22 protein-coding genes are annotated in these 22,699 nt (G+C 47.4%); 13 read left to right on the top strand and 9 right to left on the bottom strand.

All coding sequences use genetic code 11. The features are described 5' to 3' along the window. Window positions 1-33 precede the first annotated feature (33 nt). Window positions 34-1,050, bottom strand: a complete 1,017-nt coding sequence (locus tag QUA07_RS22295; RefSeq protein ID WP_333329346.1) for an adenosine kinase — start codon at window positions 1,048-1,050, stop codon at window positions 34-36. Between the two features lie 153 nt (window positions 1,051-1,203). Between QUA07_RS22295 and QUA07_RS22300 the strand changes: the two genes are divergently transcribed. The 4 genes from QUA07_RS22300 (at window position 1,204) to QUA07_RS22315 (ending at window position 4,528) form a co-directional block, all read left to right on the top strand. Beyond that, a complete protein-coding gene (locus QUA07_RS22300; protein WP_333329349.1) occupies window positions 1,204-2,763 on the top strand; it encodes an AAA family ATPase in 1,560 nt (519 codons plus the stop codon). A gap of 86 nt (window positions 2,764-2,849) precedes the next feature. Continuing rightward, complete coding sequence (locus QUA07_RS22305; protein WP_333329351.1) at window positions 2,850-3,176, top strand: hypothetical protein; 327 nt, start codon at window positions 2,850-2,852, stop codon at window positions 3,174-3,176. Between the two features lie 182 nt (window positions 3,177-3,358). Next, window positions 3,359-4,153 carry a YdcF family protein gene (locus QUA07_RS22310; protein WP_333329355.1) on the top strand — a complete coding sequence of 265 codons (795 nt, stop codon included), beginning with the start codon at window positions 3,359-3,361 and terminating at the stop codon, window positions 4,151-4,153. 141 nt (window positions 4,154-4,294) lie between these two features. After that, a complete protein-coding gene (locus tag QUA07_RS22315; RefSeq protein WP_333214159.1) occupies window positions 4,295-4,528 on the top strand; it encodes a hypothetical protein in 234 nt (77 codons plus the stop codon). Window positions 4,529-4,620: 92 nt separating this feature from the next. Here QUA07_RS22315 and QUA07_RS22320 read toward each other — a convergent pair whose 3' ends face one another. Both QUA07_RS22320 and QUA07_RS22325 read right to left on the bottom strand, forming a co-directional pair. Beyond that, complete coding sequence (locus QUA07_RS22320; RefSeq protein ID WP_333085253.1) at window positions 4,621-4,854, bottom strand: ferredoxin-thioredoxin reductase variable chain; 234 nt, start codon at window positions 4,852-4,854, stop codon at window positions 4,621-4,623. A 278-nt stretch (window positions 4,855-5,132) separates the two neighbouring features. Then, on the bottom strand, window positions 5,133-7,904 hold the full coding sequence (locus QUA07_RS22325; RefSeq protein WP_333329358.1) for a DUF3536 domain-containing protein: 2,772 nt from the start codon (window positions 7,902-7,904) through the stop codon (window positions 5,133-5,135). Window positions 7,905-8,491: 587 nt separating this feature from the next. Between QUA07_RS22325 and QUA07_RS22330 the strand changes: the two genes are divergently transcribed. From QUA07_RS22330 to QUA07_RS22350, 5 genes are all read left to right on the top strand, one after another. After that, window positions 8,492-8,770 carry a hypothetical protein gene (locus QUA07_RS22330; RefSeq protein WP_333329436.1) on the top strand — a complete coding sequence of 93 codons (279 nt, stop codon included), beginning with the start codon at window positions 8,492-8,494 and terminating at the stop codon, window positions 8,768-8,770. Next, window positions 8,737-8,865, top strand: a complete 129-nt coding sequence (locus QUA07_RS22335) for a DUF1016 N-terminal domain-containing protein (protein WP_333329430.1) — start codon at window positions 8,737-8,739, stop codon at window positions 8,863-8,865. Before QUA07_RS22330 ends, QUA07_RS22335 begins: the two co-directional genes overlap by 34 nt. A gap of 236 nt (window positions 8,866-9,101) precedes the next feature. After that, window positions 9,102-9,842, top strand: coding sequence for a DUF4145 domain-containing protein (locus QUA07_RS22340; protein ID WP_333329361.1), 741 nt, complete (start codon window positions 9,102-9,104; stop codon window positions 9,840-9,842). A gap of 55 nt (window positions 9,843-9,897) precedes the next feature. Then, a complete protein-coding gene (locus QUA07_RS22345; RefSeq protein ID WP_333329364.1) occupies window positions 9,898-10,395 on the top strand; it encodes a DUF4365 domain-containing protein in 498 nt (165 codons plus the stop codon). Continuing rightward, a complete protein-coding gene (locus QUA07_RS22350) occupies window positions 10,392-10,934 on the top strand; it encodes a hypothetical protein (protein WP_333329367.1) in 543 nt (180 codons plus the stop codon). Before QUA07_RS22345 ends, QUA07_RS22350 begins: the two co-directional genes overlap by 4 nt. Before the next feature lie 127 nt (window positions 10,935-11,061). Here the strand turns inward: QUA07_RS22350 and QUA07_RS22355 are convergent, their stop codons facing one another. The 4 genes from QUA07_RS22355 to QUA07_RS22370 form a co-directional block, all read right to left on the bottom strand. Next, entirely contained in the window at window positions 11,062-11,877 is an 816-nt protein-coding gene (locus QUA07_RS22355; RefSeq protein WP_333329370.1) for an alpha/beta hydrolase, read from the bottom strand. Window positions 11,878-11,909: 32 nt separating this feature from the next. Next, entirely contained in the window at window positions 11,910-13,115 is a 1,206-nt protein-coding gene (locus QUA07_RS22360) for an FAD-dependent monooxygenase (protein WP_333329373.1), read from the bottom strand. Window positions 13,116-13,187: 72 nt separating this feature from the next. Continuing rightward, complete coding sequence (locus QUA07_RS22365) at window positions 13,188-13,784, bottom strand: Uma2 family endonuclease (RefSeq protein ID WP_333329376.1); 597 nt, start codon at window positions 13,782-13,784, stop codon at window positions 13,188-13,190. 67 nt (window positions 13,785-13,851) lie between these two features. Next, on the bottom strand, window positions 13,852-14,268 hold the full coding sequence (locus QUA07_RS22370) for a VOC family protein (protein WP_333329378.1): 417 nt from the start codon (window positions 14,266-14,268) through the stop codon (window positions 13,852-13,854). Window positions 14,269-14,648: 380 nt separating this feature from the next. On the opposite strand from QUA07_RS22370, the gene QUA07_RS22375 reads away from it, so the two are divergent. Further along, entirely contained in the window at window positions 14,649-15,023 is a 375-nt protein-coding gene (locus QUA07_RS22375; RefSeq protein WP_333122164.1) for a response regulator, read from the top strand. A 239-nt stretch (window positions 15,024-15,262) separates the two neighbouring features. Next, window positions 15,263-16,588, top strand: coding sequence for a HAMP domain-containing sensor histidine kinase (locus QUA07_RS22380; RefSeq protein ID WP_333329381.1), 1,326 nt, complete (start codon window positions 15,263-15,265; stop codon window positions 16,586-16,588). A gap of 325 nt (window positions 16,589-16,913) precedes the next feature. On the opposite strand, the gene QUA07_RS22385 is transcribed toward QUA07_RS22380, so the two are convergent. Both QUA07_RS22385 and QUA07_RS22390 read right to left on the bottom strand, forming a co-directional pair. Beyond that, window positions 16,914-17,450, bottom strand: coding sequence for a GrpB family protein (locus tag QUA07_RS22385; RefSeq protein WP_333329384.1), 537 nt, complete (start codon window positions 17,448-17,450; stop codon window positions 16,914-16,916). Window positions 17,451-17,627: 177 nt separating this feature from the next. Continuing rightward, window positions 17,628-18,008 carry a GNAT family N-acetyltransferase gene (locus QUA07_RS22390; protein ID WP_333329387.1) on the bottom strand — a complete coding sequence of 127 codons (381 nt, stop codon included), beginning with the start codon at window positions 18,006-18,008 and terminating at the stop codon, window positions 17,628-17,630. A gap of 279 nt (window positions 18,009-18,287) precedes the next feature. On the opposite strand from QUA07_RS22390, the gene cax reads away from it, so the two are divergent. Together cax and QUA07_RS22400 are read left to right on the top strand one after the other, a co-directional pair. Next, on the top strand, window positions 18,288-19,409 hold the full coding sequence (gene cax, locus QUA07_RS22395; RefSeq protein WP_333329390.1) for a calcium/proton exchanger: 1,122 nt from the start codon (window positions 18,288-18,290) through the stop codon (window positions 19,407-19,409). A gap of 1,120 nt (window positions 19,410-20,529) precedes the next feature. Then, complete coding sequence (locus QUA07_RS22400) at window positions 20,530-22,602, top strand: serine/threonine-protein kinase (RefSeq protein WP_333329394.1); 2,073 nt, start codon at window positions 20,530-20,532, stop codon at window positions 22,600-22,602. Window positions 22,603-22,699 lie beyond the last annotated feature (97 nt).

Here is a 22,699-nt window from a genome sequence, read left to right on the forward strand (position 1 = left end):
TAATCCAAAAAGTGCGATCGCCCATTTCAATTCCTAACCAGAAATCACCTCACTCAAAAGATGAGCCTGAGAACCCTCCAGACGCGGCCCGTGAATCTGCACCACCAAAGAAGCCAAATAATTGCCCCAACGAGCCGCTTGTGTAGAACTCAAACCATTAGTAATTCCAAACAAAACACCCCCCGCAAAAGCATCCCCAGCACCCACAGTATCGATCGCCTTTACCGGAAATCCAGCCACATCAACAATCTGTTTGTTCTCCACCACCATGCAGCCTTTATCCCCATTAGTGATAAAAGCCAAATCCGAAATCTCGCTCATTTTCCGAGCGCACTCTTCCAAAGATTCCTCCTTAAAAAAGCTCCGAACCTCATCAGAATTGCAAAAAATTACATCGCAATATTCCGAAACCACCTTGTGAAAATCATCAGCAAATCGATCGACTAAAAAGCCATCCGAAAAAGTAAAAGCCACCTTCACACCCAGACGCTTAGACTGTTCCATTGTCTCAATGCTAGCTTTTCTCGGCTCCGGAGCATCCCAAAGATAGCCCTCAACATAACTGTACTTGCAGTGAGCCAGTCGATCGACATCAATATCAGTCGCAGTCAGAGTAGTAGAAACCCCCAGATTAGTACACATCGTGCGTTCCGCATCCGGCGTAGTCAGCACTACACAAGTACCAGTAGGCCCGTTCGACTCAGCAGCAGGATGCACGTTAAAATCAATCCCCGCCGCCAGCAAATCTTGTCGGTAAAATTCTCCGTTAGTATCCTTAGCAACCTTCCCCGAATAATACGCTTTACCGCCGCTCTGAGCCAAACCAATCATCGTATTTGCCGCCGAACCCCCCGATCGCATTTGCAGCGAATTGTGCTCTAAATCGTGCAAAATCCCCCCCTGCGTTTCCGAATTCATCAGCGTCATCCCGCCGCGATTCAGCCCGTGGCCGAGTACAAATTCATCTTCCACCAATGCTAGAATGTCTACCAGGGCATTGCCTACCCCAAACACATCCACCGAACGGGAATCTTGATTATTTTCTGTCATCGCTGCTTTTTTTTTACACTAACTATCAACTCTATAATAAATCGGATTAAAGTCAACATCCCCACTCCCAATCTAAAGTCCCCAACTTAAAATCTAAAATTCAAAATCCAAAATCCCCAATCTAAAATCTAAAATCCAAAATCTAAAATCGCTATGACTTGTCTCCCACCTCTGATTCAGCAAATGTTGCAGCCCGGTTTTTATCCGCACGGGGTGACAGAACCAGTGCAGCTAATTCAGACTCACGCTTCCTTTGTCCTGCTGACAGGAGATTATACTTACAAAATCAAGAAACCAGTCAACTTTGGCTTTTTGGACTATTCTTCCTTGCAGAAAAGGCACCATTTCTGCAACGAAGAATTGCTGCTGAACCGACGCACTGCACCGGAAATTTATCTAGAAGTTTTGCCAATTGTTCAAATTGGGGATTCGTTTCAATTGGGCAGCAACTTACCTGCTATAACTCCGGCTGAAGTTGCTGTAGAATACGCACTGAAAATGCGGGAGTTTCCTCAAGATTCGCTGTTGCTTAGTTTGTTGGAACGCGGACTGTTGACCGAGCAAATTATGGCAGACTTAGGGCGGGAAGTTGCCAAGTTTCACAGCACGGCAATTAGTAATAGCTACATTCGCACATTTGGCGAAGTTAGTCAGATTCGTACAGCAATAGACAACAATTACCTGACTTCGCAAAAATATATCGGCGGGCCGCAGAGTCAAGCCCAATTTCAGGAAACCAAAGATTATACTGATGCGTTTTTTGCCGAAAATCAAGAGTTATTTAACCTGCGGATTGTCAATAATAAAATTCGCGAGTGTCACGGAGATTTGCACTTGCGGAATCTAGCATTGTGGCAAGAGAAAATATTGCTATTCGACTGCATTGAATTTAACGAACCTTTTCGCTTTGTTGATGTCATGTACGATGTGGCTTTTACAGTAATGGATTTGGAATCGCGCGGACGCAGAGACTTGGGTAATGCTTTTCTGAATACTTACATCGAACAAACAGGGGATTGGGAAGGACTGCAACTCTTACCTCTGTATTTGAGCCGTCAAGCTTATGTTAGAGCGAAAGTAACTTCGTTAATGTTGGACGATCCGGCTATTTCAACTGACCAAAAAGCAGAGCTTTCACAGACAGCAGCTCATTACTATAAACTGGCTTGGCAATACACACAATCGCACCGGGGAAAGTTAACTTTGATGTCCGGTTTGTCTGGTTCTGGCAAGAGTACAGCGGCTCGATATTTGGCTCGCCGCACTGGGGCAATTCATATTCGTTCGGATGCTGTTCGCAAACATTTAGGCGGGATTTCTTTAAATGAACGCGGCGGACAAGATTTGTACTCGGATGAAATGACCGCGCAGACTTATGGTAGATTGTTAGAGTTGGGGATAATTTTGGCTGACCGAGGTTGGGATGTGATTTTAGATGCAAAGTTCGATCGCCAAAACTTGAGAACCGATGCGATTAATCAGGCTCAATCCCACGGCTTGCCCCTGCAAATTATTTACTGCACCGCACCAATTGAAGTATTGCGAGAACGACTGCAACAGCGCAGGGGCGATATTGCCGACGCGACAGCCGAACTATTGAGTTCGCAGCAAGCAGCTTTTGAACCTTTTACAGAATTAGAGCAAATTTCTGTAAAAATTGTAAATACCGCCCCAGACTTAGAGGTACAATTAAACGAGATTTGTGGGGAGTAGTTGCAGCTCGATCGCCCTTGGCAATTTGATTGTCTGCTAATATTGTAAATATCTTTCTGTGTTATTACAAACAAAACTTGCAGCTTATGCCAAAATTTACCGGAGACTCCAAGGGGTTTAGCCCCGCGCTGATATGGTTTGTGTTGTTTACCGTTGGGTTTCGCTTAGTAGGATGTAAGCTGCTCCTGAGTCTCGGTCTTGGTGTCCTCGGCGGCGTGGCAGCAGGTTTAATTGTCGCTTGGTGGCACAACGAATTACTACTCAACCCGAATATGAATTCCCAGGACAAAACCTCGGATGCTATCCTCAATAAAGAAGTAGTGCAAAGGGACGGCCATAAATATAGCAAAACCTCTAGGGCTGATGCTGCTACATTGTTTGGCTGGTTATCTGGGCCAGAGGATCGTCGCTAGCACTTCTAATAGTTTTGAGTATGGAGATTGCTTCCTGCCTCGTAACGCTGCGCGGTTTTAAGTTAAAGAGTTCAAAATTCCTAACTCAATACTAAAAGTTAACAACTCTCGCCAGCTAAATTACTAATTACCGATTACCCATTCCCCATTTCCACTAACGAGCAATTTGAATTACTTGCTTAATGTTTGTATTTCTCTCGAAACTCCTGCCACTGTTTATTTATCCTTTGGGGTTAAGTTGCCTGTTAATGATGGCGGCTTTAATCACACTTTGGAAGCGTCCCAAATGGGCGGCGGCGCCAATTGCTGTGGCTCTAATTATTTTACTGCTCGGAAGTAGCGGTTGGGTTTCAAAATCATTAGTTCGATCGCTCGAATGGCAAAACTTACCAACCGCCGAACTCCCCCAAGCTGAAGCGATTATCGTCTTGGGTGGCGGTGTCAAAGCAGCTTTACCTCCCCGTCCTTGGGTAGAATTAGCGGAAGCGGGCGATCGAATAATCTACGGTTCCCGACTTTACAAGCAAGGCAAAGCTCCTTTGCTAATTCTCAGCGGCGGTAGAGTAGATTGGAAAGGCGGCGGGTCTCCCGAATCGGCAGACATGGCAGAAATTGCCCAAACAATGGGTGTACCGGCATCAGCAATTCTGCAAGACCCCGATTCACACAACACTTATCAAAATGCCGTCAACGTGCGGAAAATTTTAGATGTTAAAGCTATAAAAGGGCCGGTTTTGCTAGTGACATCGGCTATGCACATGACTCGATCGCTCTTAATTTTCCAGCGTCAGGGAATAAAAGCAATTGCGGCACCAACAGACTTTCAAATCACGCAGCAGGATATCGCAGCATCCCAAAGCAATTGGCAAGCAGTCGCCTTGGATTTATTGCCGGATACCTATCAGTTAAACCAGTCAACTAAAGCTTTGAAAGAATACATCGGCTTAATCGTTTATCGGCTGCGGGGATGGCTTTAACAGAATTTTAAATTTGGGGTTTTGGATGGAAGAATTTAAGTAGTCTCAACTGTTAAGTCACTTCCCAAATCCAAAATTGATTCAGTGTGCTAGCTTAAAGTCAATACAGCCAATATTAGCCACCGTCGCCCCCAAACAATCATGCTGCCCCACGAGTTGCAAAACATTGCCCCAGAACCGACTCCCGCGGCCGAAATTTTTCAGAGACACCAAATTGTCCGCGAGTTTTACGACGAAATTAAGTACCGTCAAGAACTAGAACTTCACTGCCAGTGGTATTACGCTACAGCCAAGCAGCATCAGCAGGAATTGCAGAAAATGCAGGGAGATTGGAATATTTTAGGTTGGTTCAGCCGCAGAGGGTCGAAAAATTAAGGATTAAATAAATTACGAATATTAACTTAATCCCACTTTAAACAACCGAACCCCAAGATCCCGACTTCTTTAAGAAGTCGGGGATCAAACAGCTAGACTTCAGAAGAGATCAATTCAACCTCATCTTCTTTGAAATGAGCTTTAAATTTTTTGTCAAACTGAACTAGAACCGGCCAATTGGCACTTACAGGTCTGCCGTGCCATTCCTGAACGATCGCCACGACTTCGCCTTCCATACCCTTAATATCAAATGGTTGACTGCGATTTTCAGGATGGTGGTAGACAACAACAGAGTTTTTAATGCAAACGCGATCGCCAACTTTCATAAATTTAAACTTAGTGTTCTTTCTTCCAAACTCTACAAAGCGCGCAAGTGCAGAACACCTGTACGCTTTGGGGACAGTCTTTTTATCTTCCCACATAAGTAGAGCGAAAACTTAAACAAAATTGGCGGTTCTCTGTCGGTGCTTCGATCGCCAGCCAAGATCGGCATGGAGGCATCCAGGCCGATCTATTCTCGGTTGAAACCGCAGGCCCGATCGGCATTTCAAGCTCGATCGGGCGGATTCTCAAGGGCAGGAATAGATGCAGGCTAATCAGAAAACTATTTACTTAACTGATTTAACCAACACTCAACATCAACAGCCAAGGTTTGACCCAACTCCAGCAACTGCCGGATCGAAGACAACTCCCAGCCGCCGCCTGAACGTGCAATCTCCAAGGCAACAGCAGCCACCGCAGTTTCGTCCGCCGAGGCATCTTGCCGTTGCAGCCAGCCCAAGCACAGAGGCACAATTTGGCTGTACAGAGAATCGAAATACAGTTCCTGCGATTTGTCCAAACACAAGCCTAAACTCAGCCGATCGCCCACAGCAATCAAACGCTCGATCGTGCGGATATCAGCTTCCAACTTGACAGGCGAGCGCTCATCCACACCCGATCCTGCTTGCAGCAGCGCGTCTAGCGATCGCCAAACCATCTTTTCCAAAATTTCCTTGACTTCGGGAACGTTCAACCGACAGCGGAGATGGCCGCTTTCAGTGGCGATCGCCTCAATTTCTGCCAGCAGCGGTTCCACATCCTCCGTTTCCACTTCCAGCGCCTTGGCCGCCGTCAAACAGCGGTGTCCCAAAGCCACCTCAGCAGCCACCTGTAACTCTACAGGTACCGGCAACTCGTCTCGGTGGAACGCCATCATCACCCCGTAGTTTTCGCGGTAAACCTGAGTGTAAAGCTGATCCAACCGAGTCAAATTTTCCTGACTCAGCAACTGCACGATCCGGTGGCGTTCCTCAGCAAATAAATCCCGCAAGCTAAAGGACTGATCCCCAAACAGGCGCACCATTTCCAGAATCGCGTGGGCCGCCGAAGCTTCTTGCATAACTCCAAACAACCGCTCTTTGAGCATAGTGTAAGACCGGCGGCTGCCAAAAGGCTGAATGCAGCAGTGGAAGTCCCAGCCGCCGAGGTGCAACGCAGCAAACACAAAAATCTCTGTTTCCCGCGTAATTTCCGAGGTTAACTGCAATTGACCCACAGCCAGAGTCATCGAGCCCATGCGCTGAATTTGGAAGTCTTCCTGCTGGGCCTGATAGCAGTAAACTCGCTGTTCCCGGGGATATTTGGCAAACAGAGAACTAATCGCGTAGTGGGCGGCCACTTGTCTGAGACTAATTTGGGCTGTCACCACAAGTTTGCGGTAAACTTCGGCCCCTGTTTGGAAATAGTCAACGTTGCTGGGTACGAGGGCTAGTTGAGCGACAAAATCCTTTTCTAGCTGGACGCCGGTAACTTCGCCCGCCAATTCCAGCGCCCGGGCCGCGTAGCGCAGAATTTGCACGCCTTCTGGCCGCGAGATTTCTTCAAAAAACCAGCCGCAGCTAGTGAACATTAACAGGGTGTGGCGCTGCATTTCCAGCAGTCGCAGGGCGTCCACCTGTTCGGAGGCATCGAGGGGGCGCACTTGATGGCGTTGAAGGAAACTGTCAACGTTAGCGGGCGATCGATCCCGGATGACCTCAATATATTCATCTCTGGCTTTCCAGGGATCGCTCAACAGCTTGCGCCCCGCTTCTTCGTAAATCGGAATCAGTCGATCGCGCAGCCAATTGAGAGTATCTCGCAGAGGGCGGCGCCATTTGAGGTGCCACCCGCCGCCACCACCGCAGCCACAATCATCTTGCCAGCGATCGACCCCGTGAGAGCAACTCCAGGCCGTCACGGGTTTGAGTTCCACTTCCCAAGCGCTCGGATTTTGACTTAAATAATGAGCAAAATTCGTCACCGTCCAGCCGCGGCGGGGAAACTCTTCTGTGAAGGCGTAAGCGAGGCATTTTTCTGTACTGTTTTTGTGGTGGCCGAAAGTTTCGCCGTCCGTCGCCACGCAGATTAATTGAGCCGGTCGGTGGTCTCCCCGTACTGCTTGACCCAAGCGCCCTGCCAAGTGGTGGCTGCTGCTGAGAACGTCATTGAAGCCCATATCTCGCGAGATCGGGCCGTCGTAAAAAAAGATATCAATGTAGGGAGTGTTGGCAGGTGGGGCTGCAGAATTTTGGGAGTGCTGGCGGCCAAAATAGTGAGTGCTCAGCGGCGAGAGTTGGTGGTCAGCCATCAACCGCATTTCTGGCTTCAAATAGCAGCGGTACGGGCGAGTCGGATCGATTTGGCCGCCGCCGACTTCGTGCCATTCGGAATTTTCCGCTGGTTCTCCTTCGTGGTTTTGCCCGATTAGCGGGCGGCAGCGTTCGGCTTGGGAGGGGGCTAAGACAATGAAGCGGATGCCTTCAGCGACTAAAACTTCGAGGGTGGCGTAGTCTACGGCGGTTTCGGCGAGCCACATTCCTTCGGGATCGCGATTGAATCGGGAGCGAAAATCTGCGATCCCCCAGCGAATTTGGGTGTATTTGTCTCGCTCGTTAGCCAGCGGCATGATGATGTGATTGTATACTTGGGCGATCGCGTTGCCGTGACCGTTGAGGCGCTGACAGCTTTTGCGATCGGCTTCCAGAATCCGCTGGTAGACTTCCGCGTCGTAGCGTTCGAGCCAGCTCATCAGGGTCGGCCCGATGTTGAAGCTCATATACTCGTAGTTGTTGACTATCCCCGCGACTTCGCCGCGATCGTTGAGTATGCGGGCAAAGGCGTTCGGGCGGTAGCACTCGATGTCAATGCGTTCGTTCCAGTCGTGGGCTGGAGAGGCGCTGGCTTGGCGTTCGATCGCGTCCAGGTAAGGGTTTTCCCGGGGCGGCTGGTAAAAGTGACCGTGAACCGTCACGCACACCCCAGTTGCGGCAGCCGCACTGCTTTGGGTTGCAGCAGTTACGGTTGGCGAAGACAAAGGCAGCACATCGGATTGAGTTGTAGAAATCGAAACCATGCGATCGAATCCTCAAGTAGTTAAAGACAATAAAACCAGCCTAATTACAAACTGAAACCTTACGCAGCAAGAGTTACAGCTAGGCATCTGTTAGGACTAAATTTGGCTGACAAGTTTTGATACATTTGTAGTATGGCAAGCAAAGCATTCGTTCCAAGATGCCAACCGTCGATCCCTGGGTTTTTCTGCCAATGCTTTGCTGTTGAAAGACTTAAAAAAGGTAGCTTTTGCTGCTTTTTCGCACTTGCGACCCCTTTCGGGTTTGTGCTTGCAGGGCTGCTCATTGAGAGTTTGATTTACATAGCTGGATTTTAAAGTCTTATTCAGTAAATAGCAAGTTTTCGCCGGAAAGATTTAATTTTTGGCAATAAATCTTGGCGGTTGTGGGTATCGGTTTAATGCCCGATGAATTTATAGAGTAAGAGTTTTGCCCGAGTTTCGCATCATACTTTAGGTGCTTTTTACGTAAGTTCTGGAGAAGTTAGGCCAGTTGGGTTAGGGCGGGGCAGATTTGCTGCAAATGTACTTTCCAGAAGAGTTGTAACACTGGTGCGGAGTCAAAAGGCCACAAAAAAGCAAAACGGTAAGTGTTAGGTTTTAACTCCTCAGAGGTATGTGAGGACGGAGGCATGGGAGGAGGAGGAAGAGGGTTTGGACGAGAAGATGCTGCATTTGACGGCGAAGCTCGAGAGGCAATTTGCCGAGAGTGCCAAGTTAGAGGCGATGATTCGGGAAAATCTGCCGAGGGTGGGTTCTGGCGGATAGTTCGTCAATTGCTGAAGATTATCAGGATTTTTTGCGAGAACTTAAGGAACGTATTGTGCAATATCAAGTGCGGCCCGTACTTTCTGTTAATCGCCAATTAGTGTTGCTTTACTGGCTAATTGGGCGGAATCTTTTAAATAGGCAACAGCAGCGAGGATGGGGAGCAAAAGTTATAGACAATTTAGCTGTTGACTGAGAAACAGCTTTGCCTGAAAGGATGTTTGCCGACGATTGAGCAGTTGGAAGCTGAGTTAGAAGCGGTGGATCGGGAAATTGAGGAGGAATGATAAAATCGGAGAGTGCGAAGTCAAGATAACTATTATGGAAAATCGCGCACACTTGGAGCCATTCGCGATACCCTACTCCGCAAGGTTCTCTCGTGCGAGCTTCGTGTGAAAGATACGGATTTTTTTTTTTTGAGGCATCATTGTAATGACACTACCGCCTAGCGTTTTCAACAAATATCTCGATCGGTTTGATGAACTTATACAAGAAGGAGAAAGGATTTATAAAGTTATTAAATATGTTTCCAATGGTTTCTTCAGGAACCTGGTTCAAGGAACTAGAGATATAACTCAAAAAGAACTTGAAGATAAACAAAAAGTAGAGGGGTGGCATTTAAACTATTTATCGTTACTAGATCAAATCATTCCTCCAAGGAGTGTTCATCGAAAATTATTGGATGAAACAGAAACTTTGTCCTATCCTCCCGATCACTTGAATACCCGCATTTCTCATTTAAAAGGATTGAAAGATGACTTTCAAAAAGGTTATTTAGGAGATTTGGGAGTTGAGATAGAAGCTGCAATAGCCGCAGATTATATGGGTCAAGCAGAACAGTTGTTAGCAGAGGGTCAGTCTGCTAAATATGACTATGTACCAGCAGCCGTATTAGCTGGAGCTGTTTTAGAGAAATCTCTACGAACTCTCTGTGATAAGCAGAGTCCGCCCATCTCAACAGTCCATAATAACGGTAAACCCCTAACACTTGTCCCTTTGATTGAGGTCTTGAAAAAAAATAACTTATTTAATGAACTAACAGCTAAGCAGCTTAGAGCTTGGGCTGATATTCGGAATAGTGCAGCTCACGGAAAATTTGATGAGTTTAATCGTAGCCAGGTGGATCTGATGATTCAAGGCATTAATAATTTTTTGGCAACCCACATGATATGAATTTATCTATAATGTCCTACCAAATAGATTAACAAGAATAATCGCTACGTACAAAGTGGACATCAACCAACAAAAAGAACAATTCAGCAACATCTACCTGCAAGCTGTCACCACCGTTGCCGGCTATTCCCTCTACAAACCATTCGTAGACGATGATAGCGTGGATTGGGGAGTAGCTGCGAAAGGCGGGACTGGCCCCATTAGAGCACCTCGCTTAGAATTGCAGTTAAAATCTACATCAAGAGATATCCAAGACGATAACTCCATCCGCTACCCCCTCAAGCTCAAAAACTACGACGACTTAAGAATGGATGACTTCGCCATTCCCCGAATTTTAGTTGTCGTTTTAATCCCCGAAACACCCGAAGACTGGTTAACCCAGTCCGAAACAGAACTCTGCATCAGAAACTGCGGATATTGGATCTCGCTGCGGGGAAAGCCAAAAACACAAAACACAAACGCTGTCACCGTCGCCATCCCCAGAACCAACCAATTTACAGTCGCCGCCCTTCAGTCAATTATGGAGGGAATTAGCCAAGGAGTTCAACCATGAAAGTCACCGTAAAAGATAGCCAAACTCTCCAAACAATCGAGCTAAATCAACTGAGAAATTACTTAGAAACTCACGGCTGGCATGAAGACCAACCTTTTTTAGATAATGCCACACTTTGGCACAAACCAACAGCCGATGCAGAAGAATTTGAAATATTGCTACCTAACCGGGAAAACCTGGGAGATTATGCAGCCCGCATCCGCGAGGCAATCCAAACCCTAGAAAACGCAGAAAATCGCCCTCAAATTGAAATTTTAAGCGAACTACTTACCAGCATTCCCAACACGATTATTCAGGGAATAGTTATGCAAATTCACACTCCACATACCCAAATATTAAGTGGCGAAATTACTCTCCTCGGCCTTGTAGCTGACAAATTGCGGAAAATTCAAACTTCACTCGCAGACAAAGATTATATCCTGGCGATTAAAGCTTATCAAGAACGCTTACCGATTCTCTGTAGCGGTGACTTAATCAAAGACAACAACGCCTTCATCCTCAACAACCCCCACAATTTAACTCTCGATGAATTGTGGTAAAACTAACAGATTTTGTCTAAATCTATAGCAATTTTAAATGAGTCCTAAATTTTTTACCCCACCCCAACCCTCCCCTTACCAAGGGGAGGGAGTAAGAAATTCACAAATGATTTAGGATGGCTATATATTAAACACCTTCCAAACAAATATCAAGTTCCCTAGCAAAGGCCTCTGGCGCATCCAGCATCAGCCAGTGTCCAGTATCGGGTAGCGTAGTTGTCGTCAGTGTGGGACGGAGGACGTGGAGGCTGAAAGGAAAAGTGTTTGAGGGAGCAATAATGGCGTGGGCCCGTGTTCCAGGGGCTGCAAGGTAGCGATCGAGAGCATCAACAGCTTCAAAGGCAAACATCCCGCGAGACATTCCACACAGACAATCCTGTGGAGTCGCCGCCAACCAAGCGAGTATCCGATCGCGCGTATCGGCCCTGCTTCCTGTCAGCGCCTCATTGAAGCTGGTTTCCACAGCCGCCCGCCAATCCTCCGTCTCCAGAGCCCTCTGGTAGGGAACGATGCGTTCCTCGTGCACATCTGCAGACACCTTGGTAAAATCTCCAGGTGGATCTGCCAGAATCAACTGCGCGATGCGGTGTGGGGCGCTGGCTGCTGTGGCGAGGGCAATACAAGCACCGAAACTGTGCCCGACGATCGCCACTCGATCGAGTCCCAGCCCATCCAGTACCGCCAAAACATCCGCTGCACAGGAGGCGGGCGCATAGTTGCCGTCCTCCGGCGGTGCAGAATCACCGTGTCCCCGCATATCAAGGGCGATCGCGCGTCGGGTACGGGCGACACGGGCAAGCTGCACATCCCAGATGTTCGCAGAAACCGCCATACCGTGCACGAACACCACCGGCAGCGACTCCGACTCCCCAGCGGTGACAGGGGGGCTGGCTTCGATGATGTGAATAGTGCCGATCGGTCCTTTGATAGTTGTCGATCGCATACAATTTTCTCCTTATTGTGAATTTCCTCTTTTCACACCACCAATTTTACCTCTGTTACTCCTTGGCGCAATTCATACTGTCCTTTCACCCAAAATTGTTTAATTTTTTCACCCAAAAACGGAGCAGCTTGCATCATCAATAAACGCAATAATCCATTTTTTCGCAGTTGTTCGCCTTTCCACGCTTCTTGTGCTTGAAGTTGTTGGGCGCGAATAATTTCGGGTTCGCGTTCTGCCTGAATCCGCGATAATGCTAAGTCAATATTCTCGTAATTAGCCCCTGCTTTCAATAAAGGTACAAGGTGATTAGCAGCCACAATGACATCGCGTAACGCCATGTTAATTCCTTGAGCGCGAACCGGAGACATGGGATGTGCAGCATCCCCCAAAAGTATGATTCCTGGTCGATGCCAGCGCGGACAGCGACCAACCACAACAGATAATCGCATTGGAGATTCGATCGTATCGGCACAGTTGCGGAAATGTTCTGCCATCCACGCAGGAGATCGCGATGCGAAAGTTTCTGCCCAGTCTGTGTGTTTCCGATCCGTTTTGTCATCTACCGATAACACCCAAGCCAGATGAAGTTTTCCTGATTCTGCCCCATGAAAGACACTGAATCCGCTACCGCCATTCAGGATGGAATAAAATACATTATCCGCCACAAACCGAGGATGAGCGGCAAGTTTAAACCACAGAACATCTATACTATTCTGCTGTTTTACTAACTCTAATTCTGCACGCTGTCGTACAACCGAGTTTCTACCATCTGTACCAATGACAAGTGTAGCAGGAATCTCTCGCCCATCTCCTAGCTTTACACCCGCAATGCGATCGTTGCTATACAGTAAATCTTTTACGGGAACACCTGAGATAAATTCAAACTCTGGATGCAACTGAGCTTCTGAAATTAGTGTTTCTAGCAAAGGCGGTTGCGATACCAGTGTACAAGGTTGGTTTGAACCCATTGGTTCATCAACTCGAAATAGTTGCCGATCGCCCACAACGAACTCCCAGGCATCTATTTGTCGGTGTGGAACACCTTCTAGCATAGTAGATAAGCCCATTTGGGCGATCGCATCCAATCCGCTGGGCATTAACCCTTCACCGCGAAACACTCGGTAGGAATCTTTTGCAGCCTCAACCAACGTTGTGGCAATACCTCGTTTCACCAGCAGTAAGGCAAGTGCCGCACCAGTTGGCCCCGATCCCACAATTACAACTTGCGTCATTGCCATTCCCCATTGCTTTTTGCGGATATTGAGATGTCAACAAAGGTGGTAAAAGGAGGCGCAGTCCCCTATTCCCAGCTATTTCTGGAGTGCCTGTTGAAAAGCCTTAACTGCATCAACATGATTCACCATATTGATGCAACGCAACAACAAATCCAAATCGATCCCTTTCACCTCCTCACTACTGGAAACCTTTTCATAATCAAGTGTATTGCCCTCTCCCCGGAGGTGATAAACCTCTAACAATCCATCTTCCCAGAACCACACTTCTTTTATCTTCAGCCGCTTGTATGCCTCCAGTTGGTTGATGCCACCACTGGAAAACACGACCTCGATCGCCAAATCGGGTAGCCTGCGACCAGGGGCAAGTTTATAAGATTCATCCGCCTCTCGCTTGACTTTTCCCGTTTCACTTTCCAGAGTCATTGAGCCAGTTGGAGTAAAGTCAAACCCCGCCATCAGCAGGTACAGTTCCACCACTGCACCAATTCTTGCTTTAACAATTTCGTGGGGCTCTCCAGGCATTACTTTAATCTCCAAAACTCCATCCAGGAAAGACAGTCGATATCCTGGACGGTCTAATAATTGCTCAACTGCTTTGAACTCTCTCCAAGTCAGTCCCTCAAACAGAAGGGGTGATTCTTTTTTGGGTGGTGCGATGATTGCTGCAGTCATTTGATTCTCCAGTCTATTTCCAGATGAGAAACGATCGGGTTTGGAGGGCGATTTGTTTATTATAACTTTAAGTAGCATCCTCCACTGTAAATCCGATTTCTTGCCCGTAGGATAGTTCCAGCGTGTGACCGTCTGGGTCTCGCAAAAAAGCCCAGTAGCCGATCGGATATCCAGAATCTTTTGGTTCTTCAAGCAATACGCCTTCTTGACGTGCTTTGTCGCAGAGTTCGTCCATATATTCGCGGCTTTTGCAACCTACTCCGAGGTGTGCAAAGGGAGACAGAACGGGATGTACGGAGTCTGTTTGAATTAGCACAATTACAAAAGGGCGAGTGCGGTCAGAAAGCCAGACCACAGCAACACCAGTTTCTGTATCAATGCGGCGGTGAACGACCTGCATTCCAGCATACTTGGAGTAGAATTCAATACTGCGATCGACATCAGAAACGGGCAGTGCGATGTGTGTGAGACCGATATCACTCATGGGTTATGTTGCTCCAGTCATATTAGGCTTAACATCAATAATTGCCACTTCCAATCTCATAAATTTAATGAGACGATCGCCACTTATACCAATTTTTTATGAGGCCCCGTAGAATCCGATCACCCGGGCGCCCCCCGCGTCCGGGGGGGGACAAGAGTCCGATCTTTCGTCCCCCTACTATCAGGTAGATGCGACGGGGATCGAGATATGTGCAACTTCACATTAAATTGGTATAACCGCTCGTAACTGTCCATCGTTTTGCTGCCTAGTATTTGTAAGCAGCAAAACCTGAGCGGAACCAAGACGATTTACCTCTCAAGGTAGATGTCGGTTAATCCTGCCTTTGAGATACTCCATATGAAATGTAACTATTTATACTCATGCCGCATCTTTTGTTGGTAGACGACGAAGCCCCACTCTGTGAAAGCCTTGCTTACTCACTGAGAAAGGAAGGCTATGAGGTCACTACAGCACCAGATGGACACAGCGCGATCAAACAATTCCACAAGCAAGTACCCGATATCATTCTGCTCGATCTGATGATGCCAGAAGTTGATGGGATGGAAGTGTGTTGGCGTATCCGGGCTTTTTCTAATGTGCCTATACTGATGCTAACGGCTAAAGACCAAGATATGGATAAAGTGTTGGGCTTAGAGGCAGGGGCAGATGATTATGTGACCAAACCCTTCAATACGCAGGAATTGCTCGCACGGATTAAAGCTTTGCTGCGTCGCCATCATCCGGAATCTGCTTAAAAGCGGTTAAGGCATCCTTCAAGGGTTTGATAGCTCGGTTGGCTCAATCCGTAACCAATGGCGCTAGGTTAGGATCACTTGCAACGGATACACCATTTATACCAGCCATGTTTGAGCGGATGAAACTTTTTGCCCAAGACTCCTTCACGAGCAGATGGTTAGCATCTCTTCGGTGGAATTCAATCCACACGAAGCTCTTGGCTACCTACCTGATCCTGATCGTCTTAGGAACCTCGCTTATGTCTGGTTACATCCTATGGACGTTTTATGCCTTTTTCATGCAGTCTCGTCAGACAGATTTAGAAAACTGGGCAACAGCACTGAGCGAGAGCGTTGCAGATGCCCTCGAAGAAAAAGATATGCAACGGGTGCAGATCATTGTCCGGCGCTATGGGGCACCCGCCAATATCGCACTCCGTGTATTTGATGCCCAAGGTTCCCTGCTAGCCACCTCTAACCCTCAAACAGATCGACAAATCACCAATTGGCTGCTGATATCTGGCGTTTCAGAAGGACTACACGGTCATTCGGTGCAGGGCGTTACTAAAGGGGTTTTATCAACCGACGATCGCCTCTATATTGTCAAACCGATGACTCGCAACGGTCAGAGGTTGGGGATATTACGCATCTCGATTACTTTAGAACAGTTTCAGAAACAGTTTGTAAGGGTGATCTGGACAATTTTAGCCGCCCTTGGCATTACCATTTTTCTCTGTACCTTGGTCAGCGATCGATTAGCCCGGAGTCTCTCTAAACCCATTGAGGTGATGCGAAACTTTGCGATTCGCGTGGGTAGAGGACAGTTTGATGACAAACTCGTGATTCGTCAAAGCAATGAACTAGACCAACTCGCAACGGAACTGAATCGTATGAGTGAACGGTTGAAATCATTGGACAACGAACGCAGAGCCTTCCTAGCGAATGTTTCCCATGAACTGCGGACGCCTGTGAGTAACGTTCAAGTCACCATTGATGCGCTGGAGCGTGGCGCTGTGGATGAGCTGGAGTTGCGCGATCGCTTCTTTCAAACCATCAAAGACGAGACGAAGCGGCTTTCGGGCTTGATTAACGATTTGCTTGATTTAGGACGCTTAGAAGCGGGTGTCACGCTATTAGAAATCCAAGCCATTGCCTTAGAAAGTGTCATCAGCCGTGCGATTAGAGCAATGGAAGTTCGTATGCAGGCTAAAAACGTGACTGTAGAAGTTGATGTTGCTGACCTTCGGATTATGGGCGATTCGGAACGCTTATTACAGGCTTTTTTGAATCTCTTAGACAATGCGATTAAGTATTCTACCCCCAATGCTTGTATTTTCATTGCTGCCTCTGGCAACAAGCAACAGGCTCTGATTTCAATTCAAGACCAGGGAAGCGGCATTCCTGAAACCGATTTACCTCGCATTTTTGAACAGTTTTACACCACGAGCCGCTCTAGTAAGAATGGGGTTGGTCTGGGTCTAGCGATTGCCAGACGCATTATTGAAGCGCATGGAGGCAGTATTACAGCCAGTAGTAAACCCGGTCAAGGGGCTGTATTCACCCTTTCTCTACCCTTAGAATCATAAGTAGTTGATCCCGTTGTCTGGTTCGGTGTCACTTCTTCCACCTGACTCACAGCAGTATTAGTCAAATGGATAGGAAAACCCGACTCTGCCAAATCAGACAATCTAGATTTAATTATCTTTTTATTTAAAGAAAAATGTTGTGCTAATTCTTTGTCAGGACATTTGCATTTTTTATAATTATTTAGTAGTCTCTAATACCAATTTAATGTGAAGTTGCACATATCTCGATCCCCCTCGCATCTCCCTGATAGTAGGGCGACGAAAGATCGGACTCTTGTCCCCCCCCGGACACGGAGGGCTAGGGGGGATCGGATTCTACGGGGCCTCATAAAAAATTGGTATTAGCCGCATTCAGATCCATTGCTTTAATGAAACCATCTTTTCCGTCCATGTACCCTTGAATATTATCAGGGTATTTTTGGGCAAGTTTTCTCTTTAGTTCGCTGTATTGCTGCGCGTCTTCAGGATGGGAAATCATATAATCTCGAAACGCTAAATGGCGCTCTATCTGCGCTGAGTTCACTTCAAACCCGTGAACGTGGTGTGTTCTAATCCCTGCTTCATTACCCTTGCGAAAAAAACGACGACCGGATATCCCAAACTCACCCATTGCTTCATAGCCTAAAGCCTCCATTGCTGAAGTCTGTGTATCGACTTTCGTAATATCTTTAACCTCAACTAACATATCAATAATCGGCTTTGCATGAATTTGTGGAATGGCTGTGCTACCAATATGATGTATAGCAACCACATTGTCCCTAAGTGCAAGTGCAATCAGTTTCGGCTCAGTTTCAAAGGCGCTGCGCCAATTTGGATCGTGCGGGACGACTTCTACTTTGAAAAAATCTAGTTTTCTTGACATCGCTGATATTTATTTGCTTTTTTTGTCATCTCATTGCTTTACGATCGCATTTAACCGAAACAGATTTTATTAGGTCTCATTTTTTACGGGTTGCGCCCAAAGCTCTTAAACATACGGACAACGGGGAGGAACTGACTGTTTGGGAGAGAAATTTCAAACCGCTCAATCACCTGATAGTCAATCAAATTTTGTGTAAAATGGCTCTCCCGCCAGCGTCGCAATCATCTCAACTTGCTTAAATCCAGCACGCTCAGCAGCCATTTCACATACTCGCATAATCTGACTTCCAATTCCTCGACGTGCCCATGCTGGATGAATAAAGAATACACGAATCTTTGGCGAGTCGCTGTCTGGGTTGAGCAGGCCCTCTTCTGGATTATTTTTGCCTGAATCACCTCCATAAAGCGTTTTACGCTTACTCCAACCACCGCAACCAACAATTTGGTGATTGTTCTCAGCAACAAAGTATGTTTGGTCTAGAATCAGTTGAGTATCAACCCCAAAAACTGTGCCCAGTGCGCCTTCAATCTGCTCTGAACTATAGTAGCTTGCAGGCACAAGCTCTAGGAGAATCAGGAATTAAAGTCGTTAACTTAGGAATGTCTTCTAAGGAAGCTAATCGAATACAAAAATCCATTGAACCGATCGGCTAAACAAATCGCTCTCTTAGTTTGTCACATCCGTGAAAGCGGCAATGCAGCGATCGCCCGTTAGCGAAGCCCTCGAAGAGGATCGCCCACCCCCAGCTTTAAGCCCACACCCAAATATCGAACCCTCCCCCTTTCTTAAACTTTGTGGCAGGCTATGATTGACGGTTGGCAGCTTTTGAGAATCTAAATGCTAAACACAAATACAATAATTTCCAGCCTGCTGTTATTTATCCCAGTTTCCATCGCCGGACACTTTCTCGGCTGGGAATCCTCCACAATCTTCATCACCTCGGCTTTAGCCATCATCCCTCTAGCCGCCTGGATGGGGACGGCCACCGAAGAAATCGCCGTCGTCCTCGGTGCCAACTTGGGGGGTTTGCTGAACGCTACCTTCGGAAATGCCACGGAACTGATTATCGGCATCGTCGCCCTCAACGCCGGACTAATAGATGTTGTCAAGGCCAGTATCACCGGTTCAATTATGAGTAACCTTTTGCTGGTGATGGGATTTGCGATGCTATTGGGCGGCTTGCGTTACAAAGAACAAGAATTTCAGCCGATAGTCGCCCGGTTGAACGCTTCAGCGATGAACTTAGCCGTGATTGCCATTTTGGTGCCGACGGCAGTGAATGCCACCTCTACGGGCATCCCTCCAGAAACTATGCAGAACCTCTCTAGCGCTGTTGCTATAGTCCTGATTGTCGTCTACGTGCTGACGCTGCTGTTTTCGATGAAAACCCACAGTTATCTGTACGATGCAGGGGTGGCAGAAATAGAAATGCTTGAAGAATTAGCCGAAAGTAACTTAGCACCAGATAGTCCTGACCACAAAGTCAATCTGCCACTGTGGATTGGGGTGCTTTTGGCCTGTACCCTGATGGTAGCTGTCGAGTCAGAACTGCTGGTGGGTACTCTGGAAGAAGCGACGGCGCGTTTGGGGCTGACATCACTGTTTACCGGGGTGATTTTAGTGCCGATTATTGGCAATGCTGCCGAACATACGACGGCGGTGACGGTGGCGATGAAAAATAAAATGGATTTGTCGGTTTCTGTGGCCGTGGGTTCCAGTTTGCAAATTGCTTTGTTTGTTGCGCCCGTGTTGGTTTTGGCAGGTTTTGTCTTGGGCAAACCGATGGACTTGAATTTCAACCCGTTTGAACTTGTAGCGGTTGCGGTGTCGGTGCTGATCGCCAATTCTATCAGTTCTGACGGCAACTCTAACTGGCTAGAAGGTACTTTGCTGTTGGCAGCTTATACGGTTTTGGCGCTGGCGTTCTACTTCCATCCGGTAATTGAGGGACTTGTTTAAAAGGCTTTCTTCTGCTGAAGGAAGAGGGAAGAGGGAAGAGGGAAGAAGGCCGATTTTTTCACTCCCTCACTCGCCCACTCTCCCACTCTCACTTCTTTCTTCGAGAGTGGTGGTTGCGATCATCGTACAATTGAAATGTGGCTGTTCTCTCGTTATTAGTTCTGGTCTGTTTGTACATTATGTGCTCTGATCAGGGATTTGTGACCTCGATCGGCTATGACAAACAACAAAAGCTTTGACCTCAACCCGATCGTTAGATCGCAGTGCTCCCGGTTATAAAAAAACACGGAATGCTGAAGTCAAGCGAGACTAAAACCTCCCTTGACTTCAGAGACGCTGCAAGATTTAAATCAAGGGTGCTGATGAGTCTTTTACTAGGTGTGCTACGATCGTCATAAGTTGAAAACTGAGTTGGACTTGCATAGCCAAAAAGTTCACCAAAGTTAGTCATACTTAACTTGACTGATTAACATTCTGGGCGATATGATTAAATCAATGCCGAAAAAAAGGCTTAATTATCTGGGAGAGTAAACCGAGCGTGCAAGTCAAAAATGACCAGCCTGTCACAAGGTAGAACGGGAGCCCGCGTTTCGTTAAATTGGTTGAAAATAGTGGATGAATAATGGCTACAAGCTTCAACTAAAATTAATTCAATTAGGGCGTTGCTCCGCCCGAATTAACGCCTGTGGACAAGAAAGAGCCGACTCCCTTGGGTGAAGCAGGAAACAGACCCTTCAGGAGTAATTCTGATTGAATGGTGAGGCTTAAATAAGTTTGGCCAAGTTTGGTGTAGCAGTAAACGACGGTCGATTTAAAACTGACCAGCCTATAAAAAGGTCGAACGGGATACCACGATTCGTTAAATTGGTTGAAAATAATGGTTAAACAATGGCTAAAAGCTTCCACAATAATAAATAGTTGTACAAACTTCAAAAATAGGGTGCTGCTCCACCCGAATTTACGCCTGTGGACAAGTAAGAGCCGACTCTCTTGGCAGAAGCAGGAATCAGACCCTCTAGAAAATACTTCTAGTTGAATGGTAAAGCTTAGATAAGTTTAGCCAAGTTTTGTATAGCAGTGTCAAAGTAAAACTTGATAGAGCAACCTCAATCAGGGTTATGTGGCTTCTGTGAGTTATTGCCTCAATCCCAAATGCCCGAATCCCTCCGATCCAGCCAACTCTGGCAAATCCGTGTGTATCCACTGCGGGTCTGAACTTTTGTTGCAAGGTCGATATCGGCTAGTCGCGCCTCTCGGAGGCGGTGGCTTTGGCCGAACATTTGAAGTGGACGACAACGGCGCCCGAAGAGTGCTTAAAGTCCTGCTCAAAGACCATCCCAAAGCTGTAGAACTTTTTAAGCAAGAAGCCGACGTATTGGTCAGGCTGAGACATCCAGGTATTCCTAAAGTCGATCGCGACGGTTATTTTACATTTACGCCAGCTCACAGCACAGAGTCTTTTCACTGTCTGGTGATGGAGAAAATTGCTGGGGCCAATTTGCAAGACTGGCTGAAACATCGGGGCCGCCCCATCAGTCAAGAACAAGCTCTGAATTGGCTCAAACAACTGTCGGAAATTTTAGACCAAGTTCACCGACTCAACTATTTTCATCGGGATATCAAGCCGCACAATATTATGTGCAAGCCCAACGGGCAGTTAGTGCTGATAGACTTCGGGACTGCTCGGGAAGTGTCGGGGACTTATTTCGCTAAGGTTGGCCAGGGGCAAAATGTGACTGGTATTGTTTCTCCTGGCTACACGCCGCCGGAACAAACTAATGGCAAGGCTGTTCCGCAGTCTGATTTTTTTGCTCTGGGGCGCACTTTTGTTTATTTGCTGACTGGGAAGCCACCGACTGCGTTTCCAGAAAATCCCCGCACGGGCAGATTAATGTGGCGCAAAGGAGCTCCTCAAGTTTCCGACGCCGTGGCTAATGTGATCGATTACCTGATGGCGCCTTTTCCGGGCAATCGACCTCAAAGTCCCCAGATGGTTTTGCAGTGCTTGGAGGAAATTAATCTCGACGACGCAGAAACTCAGGTGCCGACTCAGTTGCCGACGACGGGGCAAACTAAAATTCGCGGAACTTCGGGGCCGTCTGTGGGGACGAAGCAGAGTGCCATGAACCGCCTCAGACCTCTAAATTCGGGATTGAAGAAGCCCGGGCAAGAGGCTTTGGATTGGTGGAAAAATAAGTTGCTGGCGGGCACGGCTGTTTTGATGGTGGGTATTGGCGCGTCTCAAATCTACGGTTCGCTGCGTTACGGGGTGTTTCCGGCAAACCCGGTGTGGCTGCTTTCTACTTTACCTACCACTCATTTTTTGCAAAAAAGTTTGGATAATGTCGGGAGTGTAAATGCGATCGCCCTGTCGCCTGACGGTCAAACTTTGGTGAGCGCCAGCTTTGGGACGATTAGAATTTGGAATGTAAGGACGGGACGCCTGGTGCGGACTCTAAATTCGGTACATTCTAAAAAATCGGTCAACACGCTGGCGGTGAGCCCGAACAGCTCGATTTTGGCCAGCGGCGGCGGGGACAATAATTTGATTCTCTGGGATTTGAAGACGGGGCGACGGATGCGGACGATTGCCGCTCACAAAGCCGCCGTCAATGCGATCGCTTTTAGCAGGGACGGTCAAACTCTGGCTAGCGGCAGCGATGACAAAACTATTCGCTTGTGGAATGTCAGAACCGGCAGCAGGTTGCGGACTTTGAGCGGCCACGCCGGAGGAGTAAACGCGATCGCTTTGAGCCGGGACGGTAACACTCTCGCTAGTGGCAGCCAGGACAAGACTGTGCGTTTGTGGAATCTCGGTACCGGAGAAGTCAGAAGAATTATCACAGGTCACGGGGGCCCGGTTAATGCTGTGGCTTTTAGCCCGAACGGGCAAATTGTGGCTAGTGCTAGCACCGACAATACGATCCGTTTGTCGAACGTACAAGACGGGAAGCGCACCCGCACTTTTAAAGGGCATTCGAGCTGGGTGAGGACGATCGCCTTTAGCGCGGACAGCCGCACTTTGATCAGCGGGGGCGGAGATATCATAGTTTGGGATTTGAAGACGGGAAAAGAAAGAAGCAGTCTTTCTGGTCACAGTCAGTTTGTGAGTTCGATTGCTATTGCCAGAGATAGCAAGACTTTTGTGAGCGGCAGTCCCGATCGCACTATTAAGATTTGGCGAATGCCATAGTCATACTATTTTAGATTTTAGATTTTAGATCTAAGAATTGGTAATGACTGCTTTTGTATGGGTTTGGAGTACGGGTCTACAGTTGCATTGTTTTTTA

The organism is Microcoleus sp. T3_A4, assembly GCF_036700465.1.
Taxonomy (GTDB): Bacteria; Cyanobacteriota; Cyanobacteriia; order Cyanobacteriales; family Microcoleaceae; genus Microcoleus.

Bases quoted from the DNA above. Each gene is read 5' to 3' on its own strand.
- QUA07_RS22370 (WP_333329378.1), bottom strand. From the start codon at position 14,268: ATGAGTGATATCGGTCTCACACACATCGCACTGCCCGTTTCTGATGTC.
- QUA07_RS22310 (WP_333329355.1), top strand. From the start codon at position 3,359: ATGTTTGTATTTCTCTCGAAACTCCTGCCACTGTTTATTTATCCTTTG.
- QUA07_RS22375 (WP_333122164.1), top strand. From the start codon at position 14,649: ATGCCGCATCTTTTGTTGGTAGACGACGAAGCCCCACTCTGTGAAAGC.
- QUA07_RS22350 (WP_333329367.1), top strand. From the start codon at position 10,392: ATGAAAGTCACCGTAAAAGATAGCCAAACTCTCCAAACAATCGAGCTA.
- QUA07_RS22305 (WP_333329351.1), top strand. From the start codon at position 2,850: ATGCCAAAATTTACCGGAGACTCCAAGGGGTTTAGCCCCGCGCTGATA.
- QUA07_RS22340 (WP_333329361.1), top strand. From the start codon at position 9,102: ATGACACTACCGCCTAGCGTTTTCAACAAATATCTCGATCGGTTTGAT.
- QUA07_RS22385 (WP_333329384.1), bottom strand. From the start codon at position 17,450: ATGTCAAGAAAACTAGATTTTTTCAAAGTAGAAGTCGTCCCGCACGAT.
- QUA07_RS22380 (WP_333329381.1), top strand. From the start codon at position 15,263: ATGTCTGGTTACATCCTATGGACGTTTTATGCCTTTTTCATGCAGTCT.
- QUA07_RS22320 (WP_333085253.1), bottom strand. From the start codon at position 4,854: ATGAAAGTTGGCGATCGCGTTTGCATTAAAAACTCTGTTGTTGTCTAC.
- QUA07_RS22325 (WP_333329358.1), bottom strand. From the start codon at position 7,904: ATGGTTTCGATTTCTACAACTCAATCCGATGTGCTGCCTTTGTCTTCG.
- QUA07_RS22365 (WP_333329376.1), bottom strand. From the start codon at position 13,784: ATGACTGCAGCAATCATCGCACCACCCAAAAAAGAATCACCCCTTCTG.
- QUA07_RS22315 (WP_333214159.1), top strand. From the start codon at position 4,295: ATGCTGCCCCACGAGTTGCAAAACATTGCCCCAGAACCGACTCCCGCG.
- QUA07_RS22360 (WP_333329373.1), bottom strand. From the start codon at position 13,115: ATGGCAATGACGCAAGTTGTAATTGTGGGATCGGGGCCAACTGGTGCG.
- cax (WP_333329390.1), top strand. From the start codon at position 18,288: ATGCTAAACACAAATACAATAATTTCCAGCCTGCTGTTATTTATCCCA.
- QUA07_RS22355 (WP_333329370.1), bottom strand. From the start codon at position 11,877: ATGCGATCGACAACTATCAAAGGACCGATCGGCACTATTCACATCATC.
- QUA07_RS22300 (WP_333329349.1), top strand. From the start codon at position 1,204: ATGACTTGTCTCCCACCTCTGATTCAGCAAATGTTGCAGCCCGGTTTT.
- QUA07_RS22295 (WP_333329346.1), bottom strand. From the start codon at position 1,050: ATGACAGAAAATAATCAAGATTCCCGTTCGGTGGATGTGTTTGGGGTA.